The organism is Aestuariivirga sp., assembly GCF_020252395.1.
GTDB lineage: Bacteria > Pseudomonadota > Alphaproteobacteria > Rhizobiales > Aestuariivirgaceae > Aestuariivirga.
The window spans coordinates 114,970-138,786 of record NZ_JADCDB010000028.1 but is presented as its reverse complement, the minus strand read 5'-3'; the positions used below and the strand labels follow the sequence as shown (position 1 = coordinate 138,786).

Here is a 23,817-nt window from a genome sequence, read left to right as displayed (position 1 = left end):
AGTCGGTAGCATCCCCTCATGCATCCGCTATGCAACGGCGGCAACGCAAGAAGCATCCGCATCAACGCCAAAAACAACAATTCAGGCGTGTTCGCTGCTTGGCGCCGCAACAGGTTCGATCACGTCCGCATCGTCACGCTTGTCGTCGAGACCCATGTTGCGGCGGTAGGCGGCATAGCGCTCCGCCAGCACCTTGCAATCGACTCCGCGGAAACTCGCCGGTTCGATCCTGGTCAATCCGGCGGGCCGCGCCGCCGCCCTGTCCAAAGCCTCGTCCAGACTCATGCGCATCACCTCCTGTCAGAGACTGGACGCTGCGCCACTGACGGTTAAGAAATTGTTGAAGCAGCTGATGCGAAAGGCTTTTCGGAAAGGCCAGGGGTCTTGGTTGAAGCCCCGGGGGCGATTGGCTAAGGTCCTGTCCGCAAAACAGGATCATCCGCCATGAACACCGCACAAGCGCAGAAAATTTCCACCGGCAAGGGCTTCATCGCCGCACTCGATCAGTCGGGCGGTTCCACCCCCAAGGCGCTCGAAGGCTATGGCATCGGCAAGGACGCCTGGAAGACCGACGAGGAAATGTTCGCGCTGATGCACGCCATGCGCGCCCGCATCATCAAGTCGCCCGCCTTCAACGGCGACCGCATCATCGGGGCCATCCTTTTCGAGCGCACCATGGACGGCGAAATCGACGGCCAGCCGGTGCCGGATTTCCTATGGCAAAACAAGGGGGTGGTGCCCTTCTTGAAGATCGACAACGGCCTTGCTGACAAGGCGGATGGCGTGCGCCTGATGAAGCCCATGCCCGACCTCGACAAGCTCCTGGACCGCGCCCTCGCCAAGGGCATCTTCGGCACCAAGATGCGCTCCGTCATCGACGCCGCCTCGCCCACCGGCATCGCCACCATCGTCGCCCAGCAGTTCGACTACGGCCGCCAGATCCTCGCCAGGGGCCTGATGCCCATCATCGAGCCGGAGGTGACCATCTCGATCCCCGGCAAGAAGGAAGCGGAAAACATTCTCCGTGACGAAATCCTCAAGCATCTTGAGGGGTTACCCGCCGGCCAGCAGATCATGCTCAAGCTTACGATCCCCAGCGAGGCCAACTTCTTCAAACCGCTGATCGGCCATCCGAAGGTGATGCGCGTGGTGGCCCTCTCCGGGGGCTACAGCCGCGATGAGGCCAATGCCATGCTGGCCCAGAACACCGGACTCATCGCCAGCTTCTCGCGCGCGCTCAGCGAGGGCCTGTCGGCGCAGCAGACCGACGCCCAGTTTAACGCCGAACTGGAGAAGACAGTGAAGTCCATCTACGACGCGTCCGTCGCGGGCTGAACCCGCCTGCACCCGATCAGAAGGTGACCAGGCACTCGTCCGGCGCCCTTTCGCCTCGGGCATTGGCCAGCAGCGCCGCCTTCAGCGCGGCGCGGTCGCGCGAATAGTCGCGGCTGATCGCGGCGCCGCGTTGCCGGGTGGCCCAGTGCGGGTCGGCGAGAAGCGCAGCCCCTTCCGCATCCGGCAAGTGCCGCCCGCGGATCAGATCCGCCATGCGCTCCGCCAGCACCAGTGTGGGCGCGTTGAGATCGCCCGCCGTGGCTTGCGGCATCAGCGAGGAGTCCACCACGCGCAAGCCCTCGACCCCGCGCACCCGGCCATCGGGCGCCGTGACGGCCTGGCCGTCCGTGCCCATCCGGCAGGTGCCGCAAGGATGGTAAGCACTCTCGACCTTGCGTTTCAGAAAGGCATCGAGCGCCGCATCGTCCTTTGCCTCAGCCCCCGGCGCCAGTTCCTTGCCGCGATAGGGCGCGAAGGCGGGCTGGGAAAAGATTTCGCGCGTCAGGCGCATGCAGGCGCGGAACTCGAGCCAGTCGTCCGGATGGCTCATGTAATTGAAGCGCACCCGCGGCAGGCTCTCGGGCCTCGCGTCCCGCAACCTCACAAACCCGCGGCTCTTCGAACGCTTGGTGCCCACATGCACCTGAAAGCCGTGACCCGGCGCAAGGCTCAGGCCATCGTAAGAAATGGCCAGCGGCAGAAAATGAAATTGGATATCGGGATAGACGATCCCCGCCCGGCTGCGGATGTGTCCGCCGCTCTCGAAATGGTTGGTGGCGCCCAGGCCATTGCGGGTGGCGAGCCATTCCATGCCGATCTTCGCCTTGCCCCACAGGCTCTGCGCAGGGAACAGTGTCACCGGCTTGGTGCATTCCATCTGGATATAGAGTTCCAGATGATCCATCAGGTTCTCGCCCACGCCGGCCAAGTCATGCACCACGTCGATGCCGAGCGCTTTCAGCTCCGCTGCCGGTCCGATGCCGGAGCGCTTGAGGATGGCGGGCGACATGATCGAGCCCGCCGAGACGATCACCTCGCGGGTTGCCGCCGCCTGCCGCATCTGGCCATTGTCGAGATAGGCGACGCCAGCCGCGCGCCTGACGTCGAACAGCACACGGTCGACCGTTGCGCCAGTCACCACATGCACATTGCCGCGCGCCATGGCGGGGCGCAGATAGGCGCGCGCAGCACTCATACGCAGGCCGCCGCCGATGTTCATTTCCATCGGGCCGAAACCTTCATGCTGGCGCTCATTCATGTTGGCGCTGCGGGCATAGCCCGCCTGCACTCCGGCCTCGACGAAGACCTGGTAGAGCGGGTTCTTCTGCAGGCCGCGATTGACATGCACGGGGCCGGAGGTGCCCCGCAGCGGGCCGCCGCCCTCCACATTCTCCAGCCGCTGGAAATAGGGCAGCACGTTGGACCAGCGCCAACCATCCGCTCCCAGCGCCTCCCACAGCTCATAATCCATCGGGTTGCCGCGCACCCAGCACATGCCATTGATGGAGGACGATCCGCCCAGCCCTTTGCCGCGAGGCAGGTTCACCTCGCGCCCGTCGAGCCCCGGCTCAGGCTCTGTTCGCATGCCCCAGTTGAAGCGCCTGGTGTTCATCGGGATCGACAGCGCCGCCGGCATGTCGACGATCACTGCCCGATCGGAACCGCCCGCCTCCAATACCAGGATACGCAGCGACGGGTCCTCGCCCAGCCGGTTCGCCAGCACGCAACCGGCCGAGCCCGCGCCGGCGATGATGTAATCGTAGCGCTCCGCCATCATCCAACGATCACGTAGTATTTCAGCATGGAACCAGGTTGATGCCAGGTTCCCTTGAACCCCTTGGGCAGCAGGAAGGCATCGCCCTTGCGAAAGGTGTGGCCCGCGCCATCATCGCTCGTCAATGTCACTTCGCCGTCGAGCACCACCATGAATTCATCGACGGGATAATCCTCGTAACGCTCGGTATAGGCGCCGCAGCGCCAGATGCCGGCGCGCAGGCCGGCCTTGCTGAAATAGGCATGGTCAAGGCCGACAGGCGCGCCCTTGAGAAGTTCGGCATGTTCGAGCGGCTGATCGGGCAAGCCGCTCCAGCCATCGGGGCCGGAGGGCGAAAATCGGATCGGGTCAGGCACGGGAAACTCCTTTGGGGGGATGGCCTGAATCTGCGCCAGCTGGCACGCCACGGCAACGTCCAAATCATCGGGCATGACATGGCCCCGTCTCGCCAGTGACAATTCTACTGAGGGCGCCTGGACTTGCTCTTGAACTTGGCTGTGCCCTTTGCAGAAAAAGATATTTTGCCCTTGAACCCAGGCTTCCCCGGCTTTGCGCCGAATGCCTTCTTCTTCGCGAGATCGCCCTTGGCCCATGCTTTCTTGCGTGGCTTCGGGGCCGTGGGCTCTGGCGCCGCTTCACCTGACGGTCCGACCTCCGGTGCGGGGCGCGGGGTCTGCCACGCCTTGCGCGGCGCCGGGTCATCGCGGTGCGCCGCGCGCGGCTTTCCTTCGGCAGGGGTGATGACGACGCCCTTCTCGCCGCTGCCGATGCGCGCCACGCGCTCGGCGAATTCCGCCGCCTTGCCGGCCACGATTTCGAAGCGCGTCTCCTCATCGAAAATCTTGATGGAGCCCACGTCATCGCGCGTGATGCCGCCGGCCTTGCAGATCAGCGGCAGGATCCAGCGCGGCTCGGCGCGCTTGTTGCGGCCCACCGAGGCGGAGAACCACTGGGCGCCGCTCATGTCGCGCCTCTCCGGCCGCGGGCGGAGGGAGCCCTCCTCGCCATTGTGCACGGCCTTCTCCCCTGGCAGCGGGGCGGGCGAAATGTCTTCCGGCGCTGGGCGCGTGGCAAGCTGCTGGCGGAGATAGGCGGCAGCCAGCTGCTCGGGCGTCAGCCGCTCAAGCAATTCGGCCACGAAGGCAGCCTCGCTCTCATCCGGTTGCGTGGCCGAAGCCGCGGCGGCGAGAATCTGCTCGCGGTAGCGCTGCTCGATCTCGCCGGCGGTTGGCGCGTTGCGCACCGTTCCCTGCGCATTGGCGAAGCCCAGCACGCGCTTGGCCGCAGGAAAGCGCCGCGTCGGAACGATCAGCACGCACACACCCTTGCGGCCGGCGCGGCCCGTCCGCCCGGAGCGATGCAGCAGCGTGTCAGGGTTCGACGGCAGATCGGCATGGATGACAAGGTCGAGATTCGGCAGGTCGATGCCACGCGCCGCCACGTCTGTCGCCACGCAGACGCGCGACCGCCCGTCGCGCATCGACTGCAGCGCATTGGTGCGCTCGGACTGCGACAGTTCGCCCGAGAGCGACACGACGTGGAAGCCGCGGTCGCCCAGCTGTGCCGCAAGGTGCTTCACCGCCTCGCGCGTGTGGCAGAACACGATGGCGCTGCCGCTGTCATAGAAGAGCAGCGTGTTGATGATGGCGTTCTCACGCTCATGCGGCCGCACCAGCACAAGCTGGTAGTCGATGTCGGCATGGCGCTCGCGCGCGCCCGTGGCCACAATGCGCAGCGCATCGCGCTGATAGGTCTGGGCGAGCTGTGCGATCTGCTTCGGCACGGTGGCGGAGAACATCAGCGTGCGGCGGCTCTCCGGCGCCGCGGCAAGGATGAACTCAAGGTCCTCGCGGAAGCCCATGTCGAGCATCTCGTCGGCCTCGTCCAGCACCACGGCGCGCAGCTGGGAGAGATCGAGCGCGCCCCGGGTGATGTGATCGCGCAGCCGCCCCGGCGTTCCCACCACGATGTGGGCGCCGCGGCCGAGCTGGCGCGCTTCCTTGCGCATGTCCATGCCGCCCACGCAACTCGCCGTCACCGCGCCGGCATCGGCATAGAGCCAGCGCAGCTCGCGCTCCACCTGCAGCGCCAATTCGCGCGTCGGCGCAATGACGAGGCCGAGCGGCTGCTCCGCCGGCCCGGCGATGCCGGTCTCGCCCAGCAGCGTGGGCGCAATCGCAAGGCCGAAGGCCACCGTCTTGCCGGACCCCGTCTGGGCTGAAACCAGCAGGTCATTGCCCCCGGCCTTTTCCTCCAGCACGGCCACTTGCACCGGCGTAAGCGTGGCATAGCCCTGCCGCGCCAGAGCCGGCATGAGCGCGGCGTGCACATTCGCCTGGAGGGGCGTGGCCAGCGGTTCTTCGGAGGACGTCATAGGGCTGGAACTTTCAGGGTCGCGGGATTGGCAGCGGTCTTTCCCACAAATGCCGGCGGCGGGATACCCTCAACTCTTGACGGTGCAGAACTCATGCGCGCTCTGGCGGTGTCTCCTTGAGCCTGTCAACGTCCCCACACTGCCGTGCTCACCCGGCGAACTTCAGCAACTTGTCCGAAAAATGGTGGGTGGTACAGGGATCGAACCTGTGACCCCTACCATGTCAAGGTAGTGCTCTACCGCTGAGCTAACCACCCACGTCTGACGCTGAACCGACCCTTTAGCCGGGGCCGCGGGGCCGCGCAACCCAAAAAACTCAGGCCGCCATCAGGCGCTCGACCTCGTTGACGAGGTCACGCAGGTGGAAGGGCTTGGACAGCACCTTGGCATCCTTGGGAGCCCTGGAATCCGGGTGCAACGCCACGGCGGCAAAGCCTGTGATAAACATGATCTTCATCGTCGGGTCGAGCTCGGATGCCCGGCGCGCCAGCTCGATTCCGTCCATTTCCGGCATCACGATATCGGTGAGCAGCAGGTCGAAGCTCGTGTGCTTGACTTCCTCGAAAGCGCTCAGGCCTTCGCCGAAGCTCGTCACATCATGGCCGGCTTTCTCGAGCGCCTTCACCAGGAAGTTGCGCATATCGTCATCGTCTTCGGCAAGGAGAATCTTGGCCATGGTCTTCATCGTCACAATATTGTCCCTGAAGGCAGGTCTTACCATCGCAGGGGCTTCCTGGTCATCCTCACTTGTGCCAGTAAACCGTGAATGAAGCCTTGCCGCACCCCGCCCGCTGGGCGAATATCGACCGCCAACCGCCACGGAAGACGAAACGGCATGCCGGAGCCCCACCCGCCCTTCGAGATCCTGTCGCCCACGGAATGGACGGCGCCCGCCGTCTTCAACTCTCCCCACAGCGGGCGCGAGTTTCCGCAGGACTTCCTGAGCCAGTCCCGGCTGACGCGGCACACGCTGCGGAAGTCCGAGGATTGTTACGTCGACGAGCTTTTTCTCTCCTGCATCGCCCACGGGGCTCCCATGCTCAGGGCCCGGCTGCCGCGCAGCTACATCGACCTGAACCGCGAACCCTATGAGCTGGACCCGCGCATGTTCGTGGGGGAATTGCCGGGCTACGCCAACACCGGCTCGCCGCGCGTCGCCGGGGGGCTTGGCACCATTCCCCGCATCGTTTCCGAGGGCGAGGAAATCTATCATTGCCGCATCGATTTCGCCGAGGCGCGGCGCAGGATCGAGCAGGTTTACCTGCCCTATCACCGCACGCTGTCGGCCCTCACCAATGCCGTGGTGGCGAAGGCGGGCGAAGTGCTGCTGGTCGACTGCCATTCCATGCCCGCAAGCGCCAGCGCCCACCTGGCCCCCCAGCCGTCAGGCGGGATCGATGTCGTCCTGGGCGACAGGTTCGGCGCGTCCTGCGCCGAGGACATTTCAGCATTGGTCGAGGACGGGTTGCGGGAGCAGGGCCTGCGGGTGCTGCGCAACAAGCCCTATGCGGGCGGCTTCATCACACAGAACCACGGCGCGCCGCACCGTGGCCGGCATGCCCTGCAGATCGAGATCAACCGCAACCTTTATGTGAACGAGGCAACACTCGAGAAGACTGCCGGCTTCGGCGAAATGTCCGCCCTCCTCGACAAGCTGTGGGGGTCCCTTCTGCCCTACCTGGAACAGCGCTTCGCGCCGCGCCAGCTCGCCGCCGAATAGAGAATGCCGGAACGACGGCGGCTTGCCCGCCGCCGTCAAGGGTCAGCCTGCGGCGATGGTGAATGAAAAAAAGGGCCAGTGCACAAAGGTGACTGGCCCAAGTCTAGGGAGGAAACGCCCAGGAAGGGCAGCAAGACAACTCTGTCTTGCGCTTTCGGATATGGCAGTGCGGCATGACATTATCAAGAGGTGGTGGCGCAGATTTTTGCATGGTTGGTCAAAATTTGCAAAACACCCACCAACTATGTCTGCGTAAGTTTCTGACTTCATTTGTGCTTCTACCGGGACTCTCAGAGCCATGCAGAAACAGCATGAGCTTGAGATTCTGTTGCAACGCAACATGAAACCACGGCTTGAGGGGAGTCCGTTCGTCTTCTACGAAGAAGGGAACTGAGGGACAGATGATGACCACGCCGGACTGGGCCGAACTCACCCGCTTTGCCATCACTCTTGCGGAGGCTGCGGCGGAGGCCATTCTCCCCTTCTTCCGGCAGAACACGGCGGTCGATGTCAAGGACGGGCCGGTGTGGGACCCCGTGACGGAGGGAGACCGCGCCGGCGAGCGCGCCATCCGCCGGCTGATCGAGACGCGCTACCCCGATCATTCGGTTCATGGCGAGGAATATGGCATCACGGAAGGGCGCTCTCCATTCACCTGGGTGCTGGATCCGGTCGACGGCACGCGGGCCTTCGTCAGCGGCCTGCCGACCTGGGCAACGCTGATCGGCCTGAGCTATGAGGGCCGCCCCATGGTGGGGCTCATGAACCAGCCGGTGGTGGGCGACATGTTCTATGGCAATCCGGAGGGCGCCTGGCACAACTATCGCGGCAGCCGCTCTGCCATCCGCACGCGCCGGGGCGTTCCTCTGTCACGCGCCACACTCGGCACCACGGCGCCCGAGCTCTACCGCGGCGACGAGGACCAGCGCCGCTTCCAGGCCCTGCGGGCGAGGGCGCAGCTCACCCGCTATGGCGGGGACGCTTATTTCTATTGCCTCGTGGCGGCGGGCCACATGGACATCGCCATGGATTGCGGGCTGCAGCCCTATGACATCGCGCCGCTTCTTCCCATCGTCTCAGGCGCAGGCGGCGTCGCAGCGGAATGGACGGGTGGCGACGTCGCGCGCGGTGGCAATGCCGTCACCGCAGGCTCGCAAGCGCTGCTCGACGAGGCGCTTGCCATCATGGCGGGCTGAGTGCGCAAAGGCGCCATGCAGCTCTGATTGCCCACGGAAGAATGCGGTGAGCGCAGGGCGATCCTTACGTGCAGACGAAGGAAACTTTAATTCCCCAGGCCTCGTAAGATCAATCGTCGCGGTAGACGCGCTCGCGGCGCTCGTGGCGTTCCTGCGCCTCGATCGACAGCGTGGCGATCGGGCGGGCATCTAGCCGCTTGAGGCTGATCGGTTCGCCCGTCTCCTCGCAATAGCCGTAGGATCCGTCATCGATGCGCTTCAGCGCGGCATCGATCTTGGAGATCAGCTTGCGCTGCCTGTCACGGGTGCGCAGTTCCAGCGAACGGTCTGTCTCGGAGGAGGCTCGGTCGGCCAGGTCCGGCAGGACGTGATTCTCATCCTGCAGATGGGCGATGGTTTCCTTGCTTTCCCTTAGGATATCGTCCTTCCAGGCGAGCAGCTTTACCCGGAAATAGTCGCGCTGCCGTTCGTTCATAAACGGCTCGTCGTCACTGGGTTTGTAAGCTTCGTCGACTTCTGCAGCCATTTCGAACTCTCTGTGAACCCCTGCTTGGGCGCGGCTTATAGCGGCAGGCCGGACACTCCACAATAGCCGGGTTGCGCCAGCCGCAGGCCTTCCGTAAACCGCCTATCCCCATGATTTCACAACGCTTTTATGACATTTGCCAGATGCGGCAGGGAATGCAACAAAGGCCCCGGCGGGAAGGTGGAGGATTTTGACCCATGCGCTTTGAAGGAACCGCGGACTATGTTGCAACCGACGACCTAAAGACGGCGGTCAACGCAGCCATCGTGCTCGAGCGCCCGCTCCTGGTGAAGGGCGAGCCCGGCACCGGCAAGACGGTGCTGGCGCGCGAGATCGCCTTGAGCCTCGGCGCCCCCATCATCGAGTGGCATATCAAGTCCACCACCAAGGCGCAGCAGGGCCTTTACGAATACGACGCCGTGGCGCGCCTGCGCGACTCGCAGTTGGGCGACAAGCGCGTGCATGACATCGCCAACTACATCCGCCGCGGCAAGCTGTGGGAGGCCTTCACTGCGCCTCAGCGCCCGGTGCTGCTCATCGACGAGATCGACAAGGCCGACATCGAATTCCCCAACGACCTGCTGCAGGAGTTGGACCGCATGGAATTCTTCGTCTACGAGACGGGAGAGACGGTGAAGGCCCACCGCCGCCCCATCGTCATCATAACCTCGAACAACGAGAAGGAATTGCCGGACGCCTTCCTGCGCCGCTGCTTCTTTCACTATATCAAGTTCCCCGATGCCGGGACGATGCAGGCCATTGTCGACGTGCATTTCCCCGGCATCAAGAAGCGCCTCGTTTCGGAAGCGCTCGCCGTCTTCTTCGAACTGCGCGACGTGCCGGGCCTCAAGAAGAAACCCTCGACGTCGGAACTGCTCGACTGGCTGAAACTGCTGCTGAATGAAGACATCGACGAGACGGCGCTGCGCGAACGCGACCCGCGGAAAGTCATCCCGCCGCTGCACGGCGCGCTGCTCAAGAACGAGCAGGACGTGATGCTGTTCGAGCGGCTGGCCTTCATGGCCAGGCGTGAGGGGCGGTGAGGCAGGGTCCACGCTGCTCCGTCCGGCTCACCGTCTGGAACGGCTCGCCCAGGTGCTGTTCGCGAAATGCGAATTCTCTCGCCATGTCGTCATAGATCTTCGATGCGCGGCGCTGCCGAAGGCCATGTCAGGCCGCCTTTCCGTACCGCCGCTCGTCGATCTTGTCCTTCAGCTGCATGTACCAATAGCCCGCCTGCACGCCCACCCGGCCGAAGTGCCCGCCCGCCCAGTCCGGCGCATAGGGTGCGAAGCGGCGGTATTCGTCATCTTTGGCGGCGATTGCGCGGGCCATCAGAATGCCGCCCATGGCGGTGGTGTTCATGCCATGCCCGCCGAAGGCCGTGGCCCACCACTGTCCCTGCCCGTCGGACCCGATCAGCGGCATGAAGTGCCGCGCATAGCCCATCAGCCCCGCCCAGGCATATTCGATCCGCGGATTGCCGAGCTCCGGGAACACTGACACCATGTCGCCCTTCATCCGCTCCGCCAGACGCGCCGGCTCCGAGACGCGCGTGGTGATGGCCCCGCCCCAAAGCAACCGCCCCTCGTCGACCAGCCGGTAGTAATTCCCCGCCCGCCGCGTATCCGAAATGGCGCTCCGTGTACGGATCACATCTTGGCCGAGCGGCTCCGTCACCGCAACATAGGTCGCCACGGGCAGCACCGCCCGCCCCGTCGGCCGGTGCAGGGTCCGGTCGAGGGAGGAGACGCAATAGACGACATTCGGCGTGCGCGCCTCGCCCGCAGCGGTCCTCACCGACCACGCTGCCCCTTGCTTCTCCACCGAAACCGCCGGCGACATCTCGCAAATGCGCGCCCCCGCAGCCTCCGCCTTCTTCGCGATCATCAGCGCATAGCGCAGCGGGTGCATGTGGAAGGCGGTGGGGTCATAGGAGGACTGGAAATAGCGCTTCGTGTTCACCCGCGCCCGGGTTTCGGCCACGTCGAAGAATTCCATCGGCTGGCCATAGTCCCTAGTCATCTCCGCCACCGCCGCCTGCTTTTCGGCGGCGTTCGAATAGCGGATGCAGCCCTGCCAGCCCTCCCCCATCTTGATCGAGGGGTCCGTCCCGGCGATCTCGCACCGCACGAATTCCGTGCCGTGGCGGGAGAGCTGATAAAGCGCCTGCGCGGCCGGCAGGCCCACGCGCTTGGCCACATTCCCCATGCCCTCCGCAAAGCCGTTGGACACGAAGCCGCCATTGCGCCCCGAAGCGCCCCAGGCGATGCGCTTGGCCTCCAGCAGCACCACGGACGTGCCCCGCCTCGCCAGCTCCAGCGCTGTGGTCAGGCCTGCGAGCCCGCCGCCGATCACGCAGGCCTCTGCCTCGACCCGGTCGTTCAGGGCGGGCCGCGGCGCCCCCCGGTCCACGGTGGCCTCATACCAAGTGTTGCCGGAAAGCTTCGCGTCGATCATTCTTCCAGCCTCACGCGCCGGTTGCCCCCGCCCCACGCCTTCCGCTATGGAACCCCATGCGCTTCACGTCAGGCAAAGACTTCGCAAACCAGCCGCACAAGTCCGTCACCATATTCGGCATGTCCGGCGTGGGCAAGACGACGCTCTCGAACCTCCTGCAGGACTCGGGCTGGTACCACTATTCGGTCGATTACCGCATCGGCACCCGCTACATGGGCGAGCACATCGTCGACAACTTCAAGCGCGAGGCGATGCGCGTGCCCTTCCTGCGCGATCTCTTGCTGTCGGACTCGATCCACATCCAGTCCAACATCACCTTCGATCACCTGAAGCCGCTCTCGACCTATCTCGGCAAGCCGGGCAACCCCGACAAGGGCGGCATCTCATTCGCCGAATACAAGACGCGCCAGGCCCAGCACCGCGCAGCCGAGATCGCCTCACTCCTCGATGTCCCCACCTTCATCGGCAAGGCGCGCGACATCTACCGCTACAATAACTTCGTCTGCGATTCCGGCGGCTCGCTTTGCGAAGTGGTGGACCCCACGAACCCGCTCGACCCCGTGCTCTCCTGCCTCGCCGGCAACGCCCTGCTCCTCTACATCGAGGGCACACCCGAACACACCCGCATGCTGGTGGAGCGTTTCCGCAAGCACCCAAAGCCCATGTACTACCAGCCGCAGTTCCTCGAGACGAAATGGGCCGAGTACAAAGCCCTCAACGGCATCGCCAAGGATGATGATGTCGACCCCGATGGTTTCGCCGTCTGGGGCTTCGAGCAGCTGCTCCATCACCGCATCCCGCTTTACAAGGCGATTGCCGGCAAGTTCGGCTACACGGTCCGAATGCGTGACGTTCCATCCGTCCAGTCCGAGGAGGACTTCATCGCACTCGTCGCCAACGCCATCGAAAAGTAACCGCCATGCCCATCCGCATCCCGAACGATCTTCCCGCCCGCCGCACGCTCGAATCCGAGGGCGTGATGGTGATGACGGAAGCGACCGCCGCCCGCCAGGACATCCGTGCGCTGAGGATCGGCCTCCTCAACCTCATGCCCAACAAGATCAAGACCGAGACGCAGTTCGCGCGTCTCATCGGCGCAACGCCGCTGCAAGTGGAGCTGAGCCTCGTCAAGATCACGTCCCACACGCCAAAGAACACCGACCCCGAACACATGCTCGCCTTCTACGAGGACTGGGAGGATGTGAAGGACCAGAAATTCGACGGCTTCATCGTCACCGGTGCGCCCGTCGAGCTTCTCGAGTTCAGCGACGTCAATTACTGGGACGAGCTGTCGCGCATCTATGACTGGACGCAGGCGCATGTGCATTCCACCTTCAACATCTGCTGGGGCGCGCAGGCCGCACTCTGGCACTTCCACAAGGTGCCGAAGCACGCGCTGCCGAAAAAGCGCTTCGGCGTCTACACCCACCGCAACCTCAAGCCCAATTCGCCCTATCTGCGCGGCTTTTCGGATGACTTCTCGGTGCCCGTCTCGCGCTGGACCGAGAACCACAAGGCGGATATTCCCTCGGGCAGAGGCCTCGAACTGCTGATGGAGTCGGACGAGGCGGGCCTCTGCCTCATCAACGATCCAGCCAAGCGCGCGCTCTATATGTTCAACCACATCGAATACGACACCACCTCGCTGTCGGACGAATACTGGCGCGACCGCAATGCCGGAAAGCCCATCGATCTGCCGGTCAACTATTTCCCCAAGAACGATCCGGAACAGCCGCCGGAGAACCGCTGGCGCAGTCACGCGCATCTTCTCTTTGGCAACTGGATCAACGAAGTCTACCAGACAACCCCCTTCGATCTCGCGAAGATCGGCAGATAAGCACGTCCTCTCCCGCGCCGGCGGGAGAAGACGTTCAAGTTGTGAACGGTGTCCTTCCCCACTAAACTCCCGTCGTCCCGCGGAGACGCCCATGCCCAACCGCCAGCTTCTCCTCCTCCGCCACGCGAAGGCCGTCATCGGCGACGGCATGCAGGATATTGACCGCCCGCTCGCGCCGCGCGGCGAAGAGGCTGCGCAGACCATGGGCCGCTATATGGCGGAGCACGGCCTCGCCCCCGATCTTGTGCTGTGCTCGATGGCCCGCCGCACCAGCCAGACCTGGGAGATCGCCTCCCATGAGTTGCCGCCCGCGCAAGTGCGCCACATCGAGGCTCTCTATGATTTCGGCGATGGCGGGGCCCTGCTCGACGTCATCCGCCAGCAGGGCGGCCAGGCGCAGCGCCTGCTGCTGGTCACCCACAACCCGGCCACCCAGCACCTGGCACTTTCGCTCGCCGGCGCCGGCAACCCGCTGCAGCGCCGCCAGCTGCTGGAGAAATATCCCACCGCCGGCCTCGCGGTGCTCTCGGCCCCGGGCCGCTGGCAGGACCTGGCCGAGGGCCAGTGCCGGCTCGAGGCCTTCATCCGCCCGCGGGACCTCGCCTGACGTTTCCCTTGCCTTGCGCCCGGAACCGCACCACTTATTGGCCCGGAAAGGGGTTTCAGAGATCGTCACCTTCACGGATATCGTCGATGGCGCCCGCGTCGCCGCGGGCGGCCTGTCGGATTTCGCAACCGGGCTGGTCAGCCCCTCGCTGCGTTTGGGCGTCACCGGCCTGTCGCGCGCCGGCAAGACCGTGTTCATCACGGCGCTGGTCAACGCGCTGCTGAAGGGCGGCCGCTTCCCCGCCTTCGAGGCGCTGAGCGGCGGCCGCATCACGCGCTGCTATCTCGAGCCCCAGCCCGACGACACGCTGCCGCGCTTTGCTTTCGAGTCACATACCAAGGCCTTGAGCGGCGAGCACCGCCACTGGCCGGAGAGTACCAGCCGCATCAGCCAGCTCCGCATCACCGCGGAATACGAGCCGCGCGGCCTGATCGCCCGCAACCTCGGCGCTGGCCGCCTGCACATCGACATCGTGGACTATCCCGGCGAGTGGCTGCTGGACCTGCCGCTGATGCGCATGAGCTATGCCCAGTGGTCCGCCGCCACCGTGGCCGCAAGCCGCATGGCGCCGCGTGCGGATCATGCCGGGGAGTGGCATGCCCTTCTCTCAACACTCGATGCAACAAAGCCCACCGGCGAGCAGGATGCGATCACCGCAGCGGAGGTCTTCACCGCCTACCTCGCGCGCTGCCGCAAGGATGACGTCTCGCTCTCCACCCTGCCGCCCGGCCGCTTCCTCATGCCGGGCGACTACAAGGGTTCGCCGCTGCTTGCCTTCGCGCCGCTCGACATTGCTCCGGACACGGAGCTTGCCCGAGGTTCGCTCGGCGCGCTGATGGAGCGGCGCTACCAGGCTTATGTCTCTACCATCGTGAAGCCCTTCTTCTATGGCCATTTCGCCAGGCTCGACCGGCAGATCGTGCTGGTCGATGCGCTGACCGCGCTCAATGCCGGCGCTTCCGCCGTGAAGGACCTGCAGCACGCGCTGGCGGACATCCTTGCCTGTTTCCGGCAGGGCCAGAACTCGATCCTGTCGAACCTCTTCGGCCGCCGGATCGACCGCGTGCTCTTCGCCGCCACCAAGGCAGACCTGCTGCACCACGCCAGCCATGACCGGCTGGAAAATATCCTCAGGCTCATTGTCGAACAGGCGATGGCGCGCGCCGAATATTCCGGCGCCAAGATTGAGGTGGCCGCTCTGGCCGCCATCCGCGCCACGCGCGAGGCCAGCGTGCGCCAGAAGGGCGAGACGCTGGAATGCATCGTCGGCACGCCGCTCGCCGGCGAGACGGTGGGCGACACCACCTTCGACGGCGCCACCGAGGCCGCCGTCTTCCCCGGCGATCTTCCGAAGGATGCGCAGAAGGCCCTCGACGGCTCTCTGGAGGGCAGCCTCAAATTCGTGCGCTTCCGCCCGCCGCTGCCGAAGGACGGCGCGTGGCCGGCCATCCGGCTGGACCGCGCCATGGAATTCCTGCTGGGAGACCGCTTCCAATGAGCGAACGCCGGAACCCGCAGGCCTTCGTCTTCGACAAGCCGGAACCGGAGGAGGAGCCGCAGCGCAAGCCGCGCGCCATCACCGGCATCACCTTCGAGCCGGAGCTGGACGAGGGCGCGCTCATCGTCATGCCACCCGCCGTGTCGCGGCCTCGGCACTTCCGCTGGGGCGCGCTGCTGGCCTCGGCACTCTTCACCCTCGTCACCATGTGGGCCGGCCTCTCCATTTCCAATCTGGTGGAGGACTTTTTCGCGCGCTCCCCACTCCTCGGCTGGACGGCGCTGGGCGTGGCCGCCATTGCCGCCTTCGCCGCGCTCGTCATCATCCTGCGCGAGATCCGGGCGCTGGCCCGGCTGCGCCGCATCGAGCACATCCAGGCCGACGCCGCGCACGCGATCAACACCGATGATTCCGCCGCAGCGAAGCGCGCCGTGGACAATCTCAAGTCCCTCTATGCGAGCCGCCCCGATGCGCAGCTGGGCCTGCGCGAGATGAAACGCTACGAGGGCGATATCCTCGACGGGCGCGCCCGCATCCGTTTGGCCGAGCGCCACCTCGTCGGCTGGCGCGATGCCGAGGCGCATCGCATCATCGCCCATGCCGCCCGCCGCATCACGCTGCTGACGACGGTAGCCCCCACTGCGGCGCTCGACATCCTGCTCGTCGCCGCGCAGAATCTGCGCATGATGCGCGAACTGGCCACGCTCTATGGCGGCCGCCCCTCGACGCTTTCGACGCTGCGGCTGGCGCGCATGGTCGTCAGCCACCTCGCCGTCACCGGCGGCATCGCGCTCTCCGACAATCTGATCCAGCATGTCGTGGGCCGCGGCCTGCTCGGCAAGCTCTCCGCCCGCTTCGGCGAGGGCACGGTGAACGGAATCCTCACCGCCCGCGTCGGGCTCGCCGCGCGCGACGTTTGCCGCCCCATCCCGCAGGAGACTTCGGCGAAGGACACGCTCGGCAGCCTGATGAAGGAGCTCGTCTCCTCCGCCCCGCAGGAGAAGGACGAATGAGGCCGCTCGCCGCCCTCCTCGTCCTCGCGGCGCTGGCCACACCCGCCGCAGCGGAGAGCCGCGGCACCCGCATCGCCATGGCCGTGGCCCTGCTCGACGTCACCGGGTTTTATTGTGCCGGCAAGCTCAAGGTCGACGAGCAGGTGAAGGCCACGCTGATGAAGCACTTCCACGAATATGACATCGCCGGCCTCGCCTCGCTGCTCTCGAAACCGTTGAACAGCTTCTACGAGGACTTCACCTACCAGGCGAAGCAGGACCGCAACGCCTTCTGCCGCGGCGCTCCGGAACAGGCCGCCCGCACCGGCTATCCCGTGCTGCGCGCAGGGAGCGGCTGATGTTCCTCACCTTCTTCACCGAGCTCAAGGCCTCTGGCGTGCCCGTCTCGCTCAAGGAATACCTGACCCTTATCGAGGCGCTGGACAAGAACCTCGCCAACAATTCGACCGGGGAGTTCTACTATCTCTCGCGCGCGGCGCTGGTGAAGGACGAGCGCAACCTCGACCGTTTCGACCGCGTCTTCGGACATGTCTTCAAGGGCCTCGCCAACCCCGGTGACGCACTGCTGGCAGAGATCCCCGAGGAGTGGCTCAGGAAGCTCGCCGAGAAGCACCTCACCGAGGACGAGAAGAAACTCGTGAAGGCGCTCGGCGGGCTCGACAAGATTCTCGAGGAGCTGAAAAAACGTCTCGAAGAACAGAAGGGCCGCCACCAGGGCGGATCGAAATGGGCCGGCACCGCCGGCACCTCGCCCTTCGGCGCCTATGGCTACAATCCCGCGGGTGTCCGGATCGGGCAGGACAAGAACCGCAACAACACCGCCGTGAAGGTGTGGGACAAGCGCGCGTTCAAGGACCTCGACGGCACGGTGGAACTGGGCACGCGCAACATCAAGGTGGCGCTCAGGCGCCTGCGCAAGTTCGCGCGCGAGGGGGCGGCGGAGGAATTGGACCTCCCCGGCACCATCCGCGCCACCGCCCGCCAGGGCTGGCTTGACGTGAAGCTGGCGCCGGAGCGGCGCAATACGGTGAAGGTTTTGATCTTCTTCGACGTCGGCGGCTCGATGGACCCGCACATCCGCGTCTGCGAGGAGCTGTTCTCGGCCGCGCGCGCCGAGTTCAAGCATCTCGAATATTTCTATTTCCACAATTGCGTCTATGAGGGCGTGTGGAAGAACAACCGCCGCCGCGCTGCCGGGCGCATCGACACCTGGAAGCTGCTCCACACCTATCCGCACGACTACAAGGTGATCTTCGTGGGCGATGCCGCGATGAGCCCCTTCGAGCTCACCCATGAAGGCGGCTCCGTCGAGCACTGGAACGAGGAGCCCGGCCTCACCTGGCTCGCGCGCATAGCCGCAACTTACCCGAATTCAGTCTGGCTCAATCCTTCGAGCGAAAAACACTGGGGTTACTCACCATCCATTAACCTCGTCTCCCGCGCCTTCGGGGGCCGCATGTTTCCGCTGACCCTCGACGGCATCGGCCGCGCCACGCGCGAACTGGCGCGCTGAAACGCTTTTCGTCGCATTCACGCCATCAGCGACGGAAACGCCGCGCCGGTGCGTCTTCTCCTCATCGAAGACCAATGGAGTATCGACGATGCGGAAAAAGATACTGTTCCTGCTGGGCGCCGGCGCTGCGGGCATGCTCACCCTGGGAGGCCTCGCGGGGCTCGCCCAGGCGGATATGGAAGGCGGCTTCATGGGCGGCGGCCGCTGCGCCATGCTGCGCCACGGCCCCGGCATGATGGGCCGCCCGCTCATGGAGCGCTACGACGTCAATAAGGATGGCAAGGTCACGCAGCAAGAGATCGACCAGAATCGCCAGCAGTGGCTTGCGGAGTTCGATGCCAACAAGGATGGCACGCTGTCGCTCGAGGAATTTAGGCAGCTCTGGCTGAAAAGCCGCAACGAGATGATGGTGCGCGACTTCCAGTTCCTCGACCGGGACGGCAACGGCCAGGTGACGATCGCCGAATACAAGGGCCCGATGGCGGATCTCGTCGCCACCCGCGACCGCAACGATGACGGCTCGCTGGGCGCTGACGACCGGCCCGGCCCCGGCGAGGGCCGCGGGCAGCGGCTTGGCCAGATGATGGGCAAGGGCGAGGGCATGGGCCAGGGCAAGGGCTGGCGCAACGGCATGCCCGGCGAAGGCCGGGGGCCCTGCATGGGCGGCGGCGGCCCGGGCCAGTCCGGCGATCCGCCGGACGAGGCGCCCGGCGGCGATCCCGCCAGTCCCTGATGACCGAAGTCCCGGCATGCAAATGCCGGGGCTTTTCTTTTCCCGTCTTTGCCGTCATCAAGGAGGCATGAACCAGATCGACACACCCCTGATAGTGACAGCCTTCACGCCGCTGGCCGGCCTCTGCGGCGGCATCCTCATCGGGCTTTCAGCCGTGCTGCTGATGGGCGGGCTCGGCCGCGTAGCCGGTATTTCAGGCATTTTCGGCTCGCTTCTCGGCCGGTGGCAGCCGGACAGCGCATGGCGGCTCGTGTTCATCGTGGGCCTCCTGGCCGGCGCCATCCTGACATCCCTGCTCGGCGGCTTCGATTCGGACAGCATGGCCTTCCCCGGCAACCCGCTCTCCACCGTGCTGGGCGGCCTGCTCGTCGGCCTCGGCACGGCCATCGGCAACGGCTGCACATCGGGGCATGGCATCTGCGGCCTTGCCCGGCTCTCGGTGCGCAGCATGGTGTCGACCGCGGTGTTCATGTTCTTCGCGGTGGCCACCGTCTACATGATGCGCCACGTGATCGGAGCGTAATCATGGACAAGCTCACAGCCCTTCTCGCAGGCCTGCTCTTCGGCGCCGGCGTCACCCTCTCCGGCATGGTGAACCCGATGAAGGTGCAGAATTTCATGGACATCTCCGGCAAGTGGGACCCCACGCTGATCTTCGTCATGGCAGCCGCATTGGCCGTCACCTTTGCGGGCTACCGGCTGGTGCTGAGGGCGCCACGGCCCCGCTTTGCCCCCGCCTTCGTCATTCCGTCGCTTCAGGGCATCGACGAGCGGCTGATCGGCGGGGCGGTGGTGTTCGGGCTGGGCTGGGGCCTCACCGGCTTCTGCCCCGGCCCGGCGCTTGCCTCGCTGGTCTTCGGCTATTGGCCTTCGGTGCTGTTCGTCGTGGCCATGGCAGTGGGCATGCTGCTCGCGCGCTATGCCTTCCTCGGCAAGAACGAGAATATCTCTTCCGGCGTCTAGCTGTTATCTTTCAATAGTTTGTCCATCCGCCCATACTGTTTCATCAGCGTCAGCAATTCGCCGGCCGGCAAGGCCACCGCGGTGTTGCCATCGCGGCCAACCATCGTCCCGGCCATCAGCATGGCATCGATCACCGCTTCCTCGGTCGCCTCCACCGTCGCCATGAACAGCTTGTCGATGTCGCCGTTGCCCAGAGTTTCCATGTGGATGATGCCGCCGCGCGGGCTGAACGCCTCTTCATTGGCTGTCGAGAAGGCGAGGAAAATGTCGCCGGAGGAATTATTGCCCACCGCTCCGGTGCGCGCGAGGCCCAGCGGCACGCGCCGGGCGAGGCGCTTGAGCTGATGCGCCATCAGCGGCGCGTCAGTCGCCACAATGGCGATCACCGAGCCCTGCTCCTTGCCGCGCAGCTTGCCCTCGTTGAGGTGGCGGCCGACGGGCACGCCCAGCACGGTGAAATCCTCGCGCCGCCCGAAATTCGACTGCACGAAGACGCCGAGCGCATAGCGCTGCCCGGCGATCTCGACCATGCGCGAGGCGGAACCATTGCCGGCCTTGAAGTCGTAAGTCAGCATGCCGGTGCCGCCGCCCACGCTGCCCATCGCCACGGCGCCGGAGCGTGCGCCATCCAGCGCCTCCAGCGTATGCTCCGCCGTGACGTGGAAGCCGTTGATGTCGTTCAAGTCGCCGTCATAGGTCTCGGCCGCCACCGGAAGGCCCCAGTCCTGGCCCGTGCCCACACCACGTCCGACGAGCCAGCGGATCGTCGCATCCCGCGTCACCCCGCAGGAATGGGTGTTGGTGATGGTGATCGGCGTCTGCAGCTCGCCGCACTCCTCGATCCACACCACGCCCGTCATCTCGCCATTGCCGTTGAGCGAATGGTATCCGGCAGCACAGGGCACCTGCGCTTTTGCCCGCCCCCGCGGCAGGATGGCGGTGACGCCGGTTCGCACCGGGCCGTGTCCCACCTTCAGCGGACCCTCGCCGGAAATAAGCGTCACCTGCCCCACCTCCACGCCGGGCACGTCGGTGATGGCGTTCCACTGTCCGGGCGTTCCCGGAAACGGCAGGCCCAGCTCACGTGCGCGTTTGCGGTCCGTCAACGGCTCTCTCCCTGCCATTTGTCAAATTTCGGTCAAACCTAGCAAATGTGCTTGCCGCGTCGAGCCCCAGCCTCTTTAAATCGTCGCCTAGAACAGGAGAGCCCGCTTGGCCGGACGGAAGCATGCGCATAACCCGTGGTGGACGATAGCCTTTCCGCTGCTCGCCGCGGCGCTCGTCATCGCCTATTTCGCCGGGCTGGTGCCGAAGGACCAGCCGCTGTTCTTCGCGCTCGAGGCATTCATCTTGCTGGGCGCCGTGTTCGCCGCCGTGCACCATGCCGAGGTGGTGGGCAACCGCGTGGGCGAGCCTTTCGGGTCGATCATCCTCGCCGTCTCCGTCACCATCATCGAAGTCGGCCTCATCGTGGCGCTGATGCTGGCGGCGGACGACGGCGGACCCACCATCGCGCGCGACACGGTCTATTCCGCCGTCATGCTGGTGCTCACGGGGCTGATCGGCCTCTGCCTCGTCGCCGGCGGCCACAAGCATTATGAGCAGACCATCAAGGTTACCGGAACATCCTCCTATCTCGCGGTACTGGGCACGCTCGCCGTCTCGGCGCTGATCCTGCCGAATTTCACCACCTCGACCGCTGGTCCCACCTATTCGGCGGCGCAGCTCACCGCCGTGGCGCTGGTTTCCGTCATGCTCTATGCCGCTTTCATGTTCGTGCAGACGGTGCGCCACCGCGACTATTTCCTCGCCGCCGCCGATGATGTCCATGCCGGGAACTATGAAGCGCCCACCAACCGCGCCGCGGGCGTCAGCCTCGCCTTCCTGCTCGTCTCGCTGTCGGGCGTCGTGCTGCTGGCCAAGATGCTGGCCCCGGCGCTGGATGACCTGATCGGCATGGCGGGCCTGCCGCCGGAATTCACCGGCGTGGTCATCGCCGCCCTCGTGCTGGCGCCGGAAAGCATCGCCGCGGTGCGCGCCTCGCTCGCCAACCGGCCGCAGACCGCCATCAACCTGGCGCTAGGTTCGGCGCTCGCTTCCATCGCGCTGACGATTCCGGTCATCACCATTCTGGGCGCCTTCGCCAATGTGCAGCTGGCGCTTGGCGTGCCGCCAGCCAAGATCGTGCTCCTGTCGCTCGCCCTCTTCGTCAGCGCCATCACGCTGCTGCCCGGCCGCACCACCGTGCTGCAGGGCTTCGTGCATCTCGGTCTGTTTATCATGTTCATCGTGGTGGCCGCGGTGCCGTGAGGCAATTTCCGCTTCCCATCGTGCCGCCCCTGCCCCAAACTGCGGGCCGGGGGTGAGGCCCGATGCCGTCTGAAACCGCATTCTACTACAAGGAATTCCTGATCGTCCTTGGCGTGGCGGGCCTCGCCGTGCCGCTGTTCCTGCGCATCGGCGTCAACGCCGTGCTGGCCTTCCTCGTCATGGGCGTGCTGCTGAGCCCGGATATTCTCGGCCGTCTCGCGCACTATGCGCCTGCCCTGTCGGCGCTCAGCATTGCGGAACCCAGAAGCCTCGGCCACATTGCCGAGCTGGGCGTGGTCTTTCTTCTTTTCCTTATCGGCATCGAGCTGTCCTTCGAGCGCCTCAACACCATGCGCCGGCTGGTCTTCGGGCTGGGCGGGCTGCAGGTGGCGCTGAGCCTCGCGGCGGTGGCGGCGGCCGCCCTGCTCATGGGTTTCGACATCAAGGCAGCGCTGGTTGCCGGCGCCGCATTGTCGCTCTCCTCCACGGCAATCGTGGTGCAGCTCCTGTCCGATGCGAAGCGGCTCGGCTCGCAGACGGGGCGCACCAGCTTCGCCATCCTGCTGATGCAGGATCTGGCCGTCATACCCTTCCTGCTGCTGCTCCCCATCCTCGGCCAGCGCAGCGAAGGCAGCGTGGCGGTGAGTGTGCTGCTGGCGCTTCTCCAGGCGGCGGCCGCCATCGCCGTCATCATTATCGTGGGCCGCTTCCTGCTGCGCCCGCTGCTGCGGCTGGTGGCGCGCACCGGCAGCCCGGACCTGTTCATGGCCGCGACGCTGCTCATCGCCGTGGGGGCGGCGGCGGCCGCCAGCCTCGCCGGCATTTCGATGACGCTCGGCGCCTTCATCGCCGGGCTGATGCTGGCCGAAACCGAATACCGCCGCGCCATCGAAGCGGTGATCGAACCCTTCAAGGGTCTGCTGCTCGGGACTTTCTTCCTCGTCGTCGGCCTCAAGCTCGATCTCGACGCGCTGTTCGCCAACCCGCTTTACACGCTTGGGCTGGCGGCGGGGCTCATCCTCATCAAGGGCCTCATCGTCTATGGCCTGGCCCGCCTGTTCCGCGTCAACCGCGGCGCGTCGCTCGAATCCGCGCTTCTGCTCGGACCCTGCGGCGAGTTCGGCTTCGTCATCGCCGGCACGGCGCTGGCCTATGGCCTGATTGACGATCCCACCAGCCGCAACATCATGCTGCTGGTGACCATCACCATGATCGCCATTCCCGCCCTCGCCAAGTTCGGCCAATGGTTCACCCGCTCGCTGCGCCAGCGCGCCGCCGCCGCGGCATTGCAAACAGCGCTGCCGGAGGCGAACGAGCCGCGTGTCATCATCGCGGGCTTCGGCCGCGTCGGCCGTCTTGTCGCCTCCATGCTGGAGGAGCACAAGATTCCCTATCTCGCGGTCGACGCCGATGCCGATCTGGTGACGCGGGAGAACAAGGCGGGCAGCAAGGTCTATTACGGCGACGCCGCCAATCCGGAGTTCCTCAAGCGCTGCGGCCTGGCCGAGGCGCGCGCCCTGGCCATCACCATGGACAACCAAATGCGCGTCGACGAGGTCGCCCGCGTCGCCCGCACGCTGCGGGGCGGCCTCAAGATCATCGCCCGCGCCCGCGACGAACGCCACGCGCAGCGCCTCTATGCGGCGGGCGTCACCGAAGCGGTGCCGGAGACGATCGAGTCGAGCCTGCAGCTGGGCGAAGCCTTGCTGGTGGAAACCGGCGTGCCCATGGGGCTTGCCATCGCTTCGGTGCATGAACGCCGCGACGGCTTCCGCAAGCTTCTGGGCCGGCCGAACCGCAAGGAGGAGCTGGAGCTGGCAAAGAAACGCCTGAGACGGGAAAAATCGGCAGGATAGCATTCCGCCGAGGACAACAGCCAAATTGTGCAGCATGCCCTTTCATAGCACATCGAGCGCGCGCTGTCAAGGACTAAATTCTGATGAATATTCTTGTCCGAT

At 65.4% G+C, this 23,817-nt stretch carries 24 protein-coding genes and 1 tRNA gene; 16 read left to right on the top strand and 9 right to left on the bottom strand.

Annotation, left to right across the window (positions count from 1 at the left end; all coding sequences use genetic code 11):
• Positions 1-81: 81 nt before the first annotated feature.
• The gene (locus IOC82_RS13440) at positions 82-285 is read right to left on the bottom strand and encodes a hypothetical protein (protein WP_290546708.1); all 204 of its coding nucleotides are present in this window, start codon (positions 283-285) and stop codon (positions 82-84) included.
• Positions 286-444: 159 nt separating this feature from the next.
• Here IOC82_RS13440 and IOC82_RS13435 point away from each other — a divergent pair, with 159 nt between their 5' ends.
• Positions 445-1,335: a fructose bisphosphate aldolase gene (locus tag IOC82_RS13435; RefSeq protein ID WP_290546707.1), complete on the top strand. Its 891-nt coding sequence runs from the start codon at positions 445-447 to the stop codon at positions 1,333-1,335.
• A 16-nt stretch (positions 1,336-1,351) separates the two neighbouring features.
• Here the strand turns inward: IOC82_RS13435 and IOC82_RS13430 are convergent, their stop codons facing one another.
• From IOC82_RS13430 to cpdR, 5 genes are all read right to left on the bottom strand, one after another.
• Positions 1,352-3,112, bottom strand: coding sequence for a choline dehydrogenase (locus tag IOC82_RS13430; RefSeq protein WP_290546706.1), 1,761 nt, complete (start codon positions 3,110-3,112; stop codon positions 1,352-1,354).
• Positions 3,109-3,465 (bottom strand): cupin domain-containing protein, encoded by a 357-nt coding sequence (locus IOC82_RS13425; protein ID WP_290546705.1) that lies wholly within the window; start codon positions 3,463-3,465, stop codon positions 3,109-3,111. The genes IOC82_RS13430 and IOC82_RS13425 overlap by 4 nt, the downstream gene beginning before the upstream one ends.
• A gap of 104 nt (positions 3,466-3,569) precedes the next feature.
• Positions 3,570-5,483 (bottom strand): DEAD/DEAH box helicase, encoded by a 1,914-nt coding sequence (locus tag IOC82_RS13420; RefSeq protein WP_290546704.1) that lies wholly within the window; start codon positions 5,481-5,483, stop codon positions 3,570-3,572.
• 182 nt (positions 5,484-5,665) lie between these two features.
• Positions 5,666-5,740 (bottom strand) — tRNA-Val (locus tag IOC82_RS13415).
• Positions 5,741-5,799: 59 nt separating this feature from the next.
• Positions 5,800-6,159 (bottom strand): cell cycle two-component system response regulator CpdR, encoded by a 360-nt coding sequence (cpdR, locus tag IOC82_RS13410; protein ID WP_290546703.1) that lies wholly within the window; start codon positions 6,157-6,159, stop codon positions 5,800-5,802.
• Between the two features lie 159 nt (positions 6,160-6,318).
• On the opposite strand from cpdR, the gene IOC82_RS13405 reads away from it, so the two are divergent.
• Positions 6,319-7,203: an N-formylglutamate amidohydrolase gene (locus IOC82_RS13405; protein ID WP_290546702.1), complete on the top strand. Its 885-nt coding sequence runs from the start codon at positions 6,319-6,321 to the stop codon at positions 7,201-7,203.
• Between the two features lie 401 nt (positions 7,204-7,604).
• Positions 7,605-8,399 (top strand): histidinol-phosphatase, encoded by a 795-nt coding sequence (gene hisN / locus IOC82_RS13400; RefSeq protein ID WP_290546701.1) that lies wholly within the window; start codon positions 7,605-7,607, stop codon positions 8,397-8,399.
• Positions 8,400-8,508: 109 nt separating this feature from the next.
• On the opposite strand, the gene dksA is transcribed toward hisN, so the two are convergent.
• Positions 8,509-8,925, bottom strand: a complete 417-nt coding sequence (gene dksA / locus IOC82_RS13395; RefSeq protein ID WP_290546700.1) for an RNA polymerase-binding protein DksA — start codon at positions 8,923-8,925, stop codon at positions 8,509-8,511.
• 197 nt (positions 8,926-9,122) lie between these two features.
• Here dksA and IOC82_RS13390 point away from each other — a divergent pair, with 197 nt between their 5' ends.
• Entirely contained in the window at positions 9,123-9,968 is an 846-nt protein-coding gene (locus tag IOC82_RS13390; RefSeq protein ID WP_290546699.1) for a MoxR family ATPase, read from the top strand.
• 127 nt (positions 9,969-10,095) lie between these two features.
• On the opposite strand, the gene IOC82_RS13385 is transcribed toward IOC82_RS13390, so the two are convergent.
• On the bottom strand, positions 10,096-11,385 hold the full coding sequence (locus tag IOC82_RS13385; RefSeq protein WP_290546698.1) for an FAD-binding oxidoreductase: 1,290 nt from the start codon (positions 11,383-11,385) through the stop codon (positions 10,096-10,098).
• Between the two features lie 56 nt (positions 11,386-11,441).
• Between IOC82_RS13385 and IOC82_RS13380 the strand changes: the two genes are divergently transcribed.
• From IOC82_RS13380 to IOC82_RS13335, 10 genes are all read left to right on the top strand, one after another.
• Positions 11,442-12,299: an ATPase gene (locus IOC82_RS13380; RefSeq protein WP_290546697.1), complete on the top strand. Its 858-nt coding sequence runs from the start codon at positions 11,442-11,444 to the stop codon at positions 12,297-12,299.
• A 5-nt stretch (positions 12,300-12,304) separates the two neighbouring features.
• Entirely contained in the window at positions 12,305-13,222 is a 918-nt protein-coding gene (metA, locus tag IOC82_RS13375) for a homoserine O-succinyltransferase (protein WP_290546696.1), read from the top strand.
• 91 nt (positions 13,223-13,313) lie between these two features.
• The gene (locus IOC82_RS13370) at positions 13,314-13,829 is read left to right on the top strand and encodes a histidine phosphatase family protein (protein WP_290546695.1); all 516 of its coding nucleotides are present in this window, start codon (positions 13,314-13,316) and stop codon (positions 13,827-13,829) included.
• A 61-nt stretch (positions 13,830-13,890) separates the two neighbouring features.
• Positions 13,891-15,327: a YcjX family protein gene (locus IOC82_RS13365; protein WP_290546740.1), complete on the top strand. Its 1,437-nt coding sequence runs from the start codon at positions 13,891-13,893 to the stop codon at positions 15,325-15,327.
• Complete coding sequence (locus IOC82_RS13360; protein ID WP_290546694.1) at positions 15,324-16,340, top strand: YcjF family protein; 1,017 nt, start codon at positions 15,324-15,326, stop codon at positions 16,338-16,340. The genes IOC82_RS13365 and IOC82_RS13360 overlap by 4 nt, the downstream gene beginning before the upstream one ends.
• Positions 16,337-16,678, top strand: coding sequence for a hypothetical protein (locus tag IOC82_RS13355; protein ID WP_290546693.1), 342 nt, complete (start codon positions 16,337-16,339; stop codon positions 16,676-16,678). The genes IOC82_RS13360 and IOC82_RS13355 overlap by 4 nt, the downstream gene beginning before the upstream one ends.
• A complete protein-coding gene (locus IOC82_RS13350; protein WP_290546692.1) occupies positions 16,678-17,853 on the top strand; it encodes a VWA domain-containing protein in 1,176 nt (391 codons plus the stop codon). The genes IOC82_RS13355 and IOC82_RS13350 overlap by 1 nt, the downstream gene beginning before the upstream one ends.
• 88 nt (positions 17,854-17,941) lie before the next feature.
• Positions 17,942-18,586 carry an EF-hand domain-containing protein gene (locus IOC82_RS13345; protein ID WP_290546691.1) on the top strand — a complete coding sequence of 215 codons (645 nt, stop codon included), beginning with the start codon at positions 17,942-17,944 and terminating at the stop codon, positions 18,584-18,586.
• A 67-nt stretch (positions 18,587-18,653) separates the two neighbouring features.
• Positions 18,654-19,109: a YeeE/YedE thiosulfate transporter family protein gene (locus tag IOC82_RS13340; RefSeq protein ID WP_290546690.1), complete on the top strand. Its 456-nt coding sequence runs from the start codon at positions 18,654-18,656 to the stop codon at positions 19,107-19,109.
• A 2-nt stretch (positions 19,110-19,111) separates the two neighbouring features.
• On the top strand, positions 19,112-19,549 hold the full coding sequence (locus tag IOC82_RS13335; RefSeq protein ID WP_290546689.1) for a DUF6691 family protein: 438 nt from the start codon (positions 19,112-19,114) through the stop codon (positions 19,547-19,549).
• Here the strand turns inward: IOC82_RS13335 and IOC82_RS13330 are convergent.
• Entirely contained in the window at positions 19,546-20,655 is a 1,110-nt protein-coding gene (locus tag IOC82_RS13330; protein WP_366935683.1) for a P1 family peptidase, read from the bottom strand. The two genes, IOC82_RS13335 and IOC82_RS13330, sit on opposite strands and share 4 nt — an antisense overlap.
• Before the next feature lie 106 nt (positions 20,656-20,761).
• On the opposite strand from IOC82_RS13330, the gene IOC82_RS13325 reads away from it, so the two are divergent.
• Positions 20,762-21,859 (top strand): ionic transporter y4hA, encoded by a 1,098-nt coding sequence (locus IOC82_RS13325; RefSeq protein WP_290546687.1) that lies wholly within the window; start codon positions 20,762-20,764, stop codon positions 21,857-21,859.
• 62 nt (positions 21,860-21,921) lie between these two features.
• Positions 21,922-23,715: a cation:proton antiporter gene (locus IOC82_RS13320; protein WP_290546686.1), complete on the top strand. Its 1,794-nt coding sequence runs from the start codon at positions 21,922-21,924 to the stop codon at positions 23,713-23,715.
• Positions 23,716-23,817: the final 102 nt, after the last annotated feature.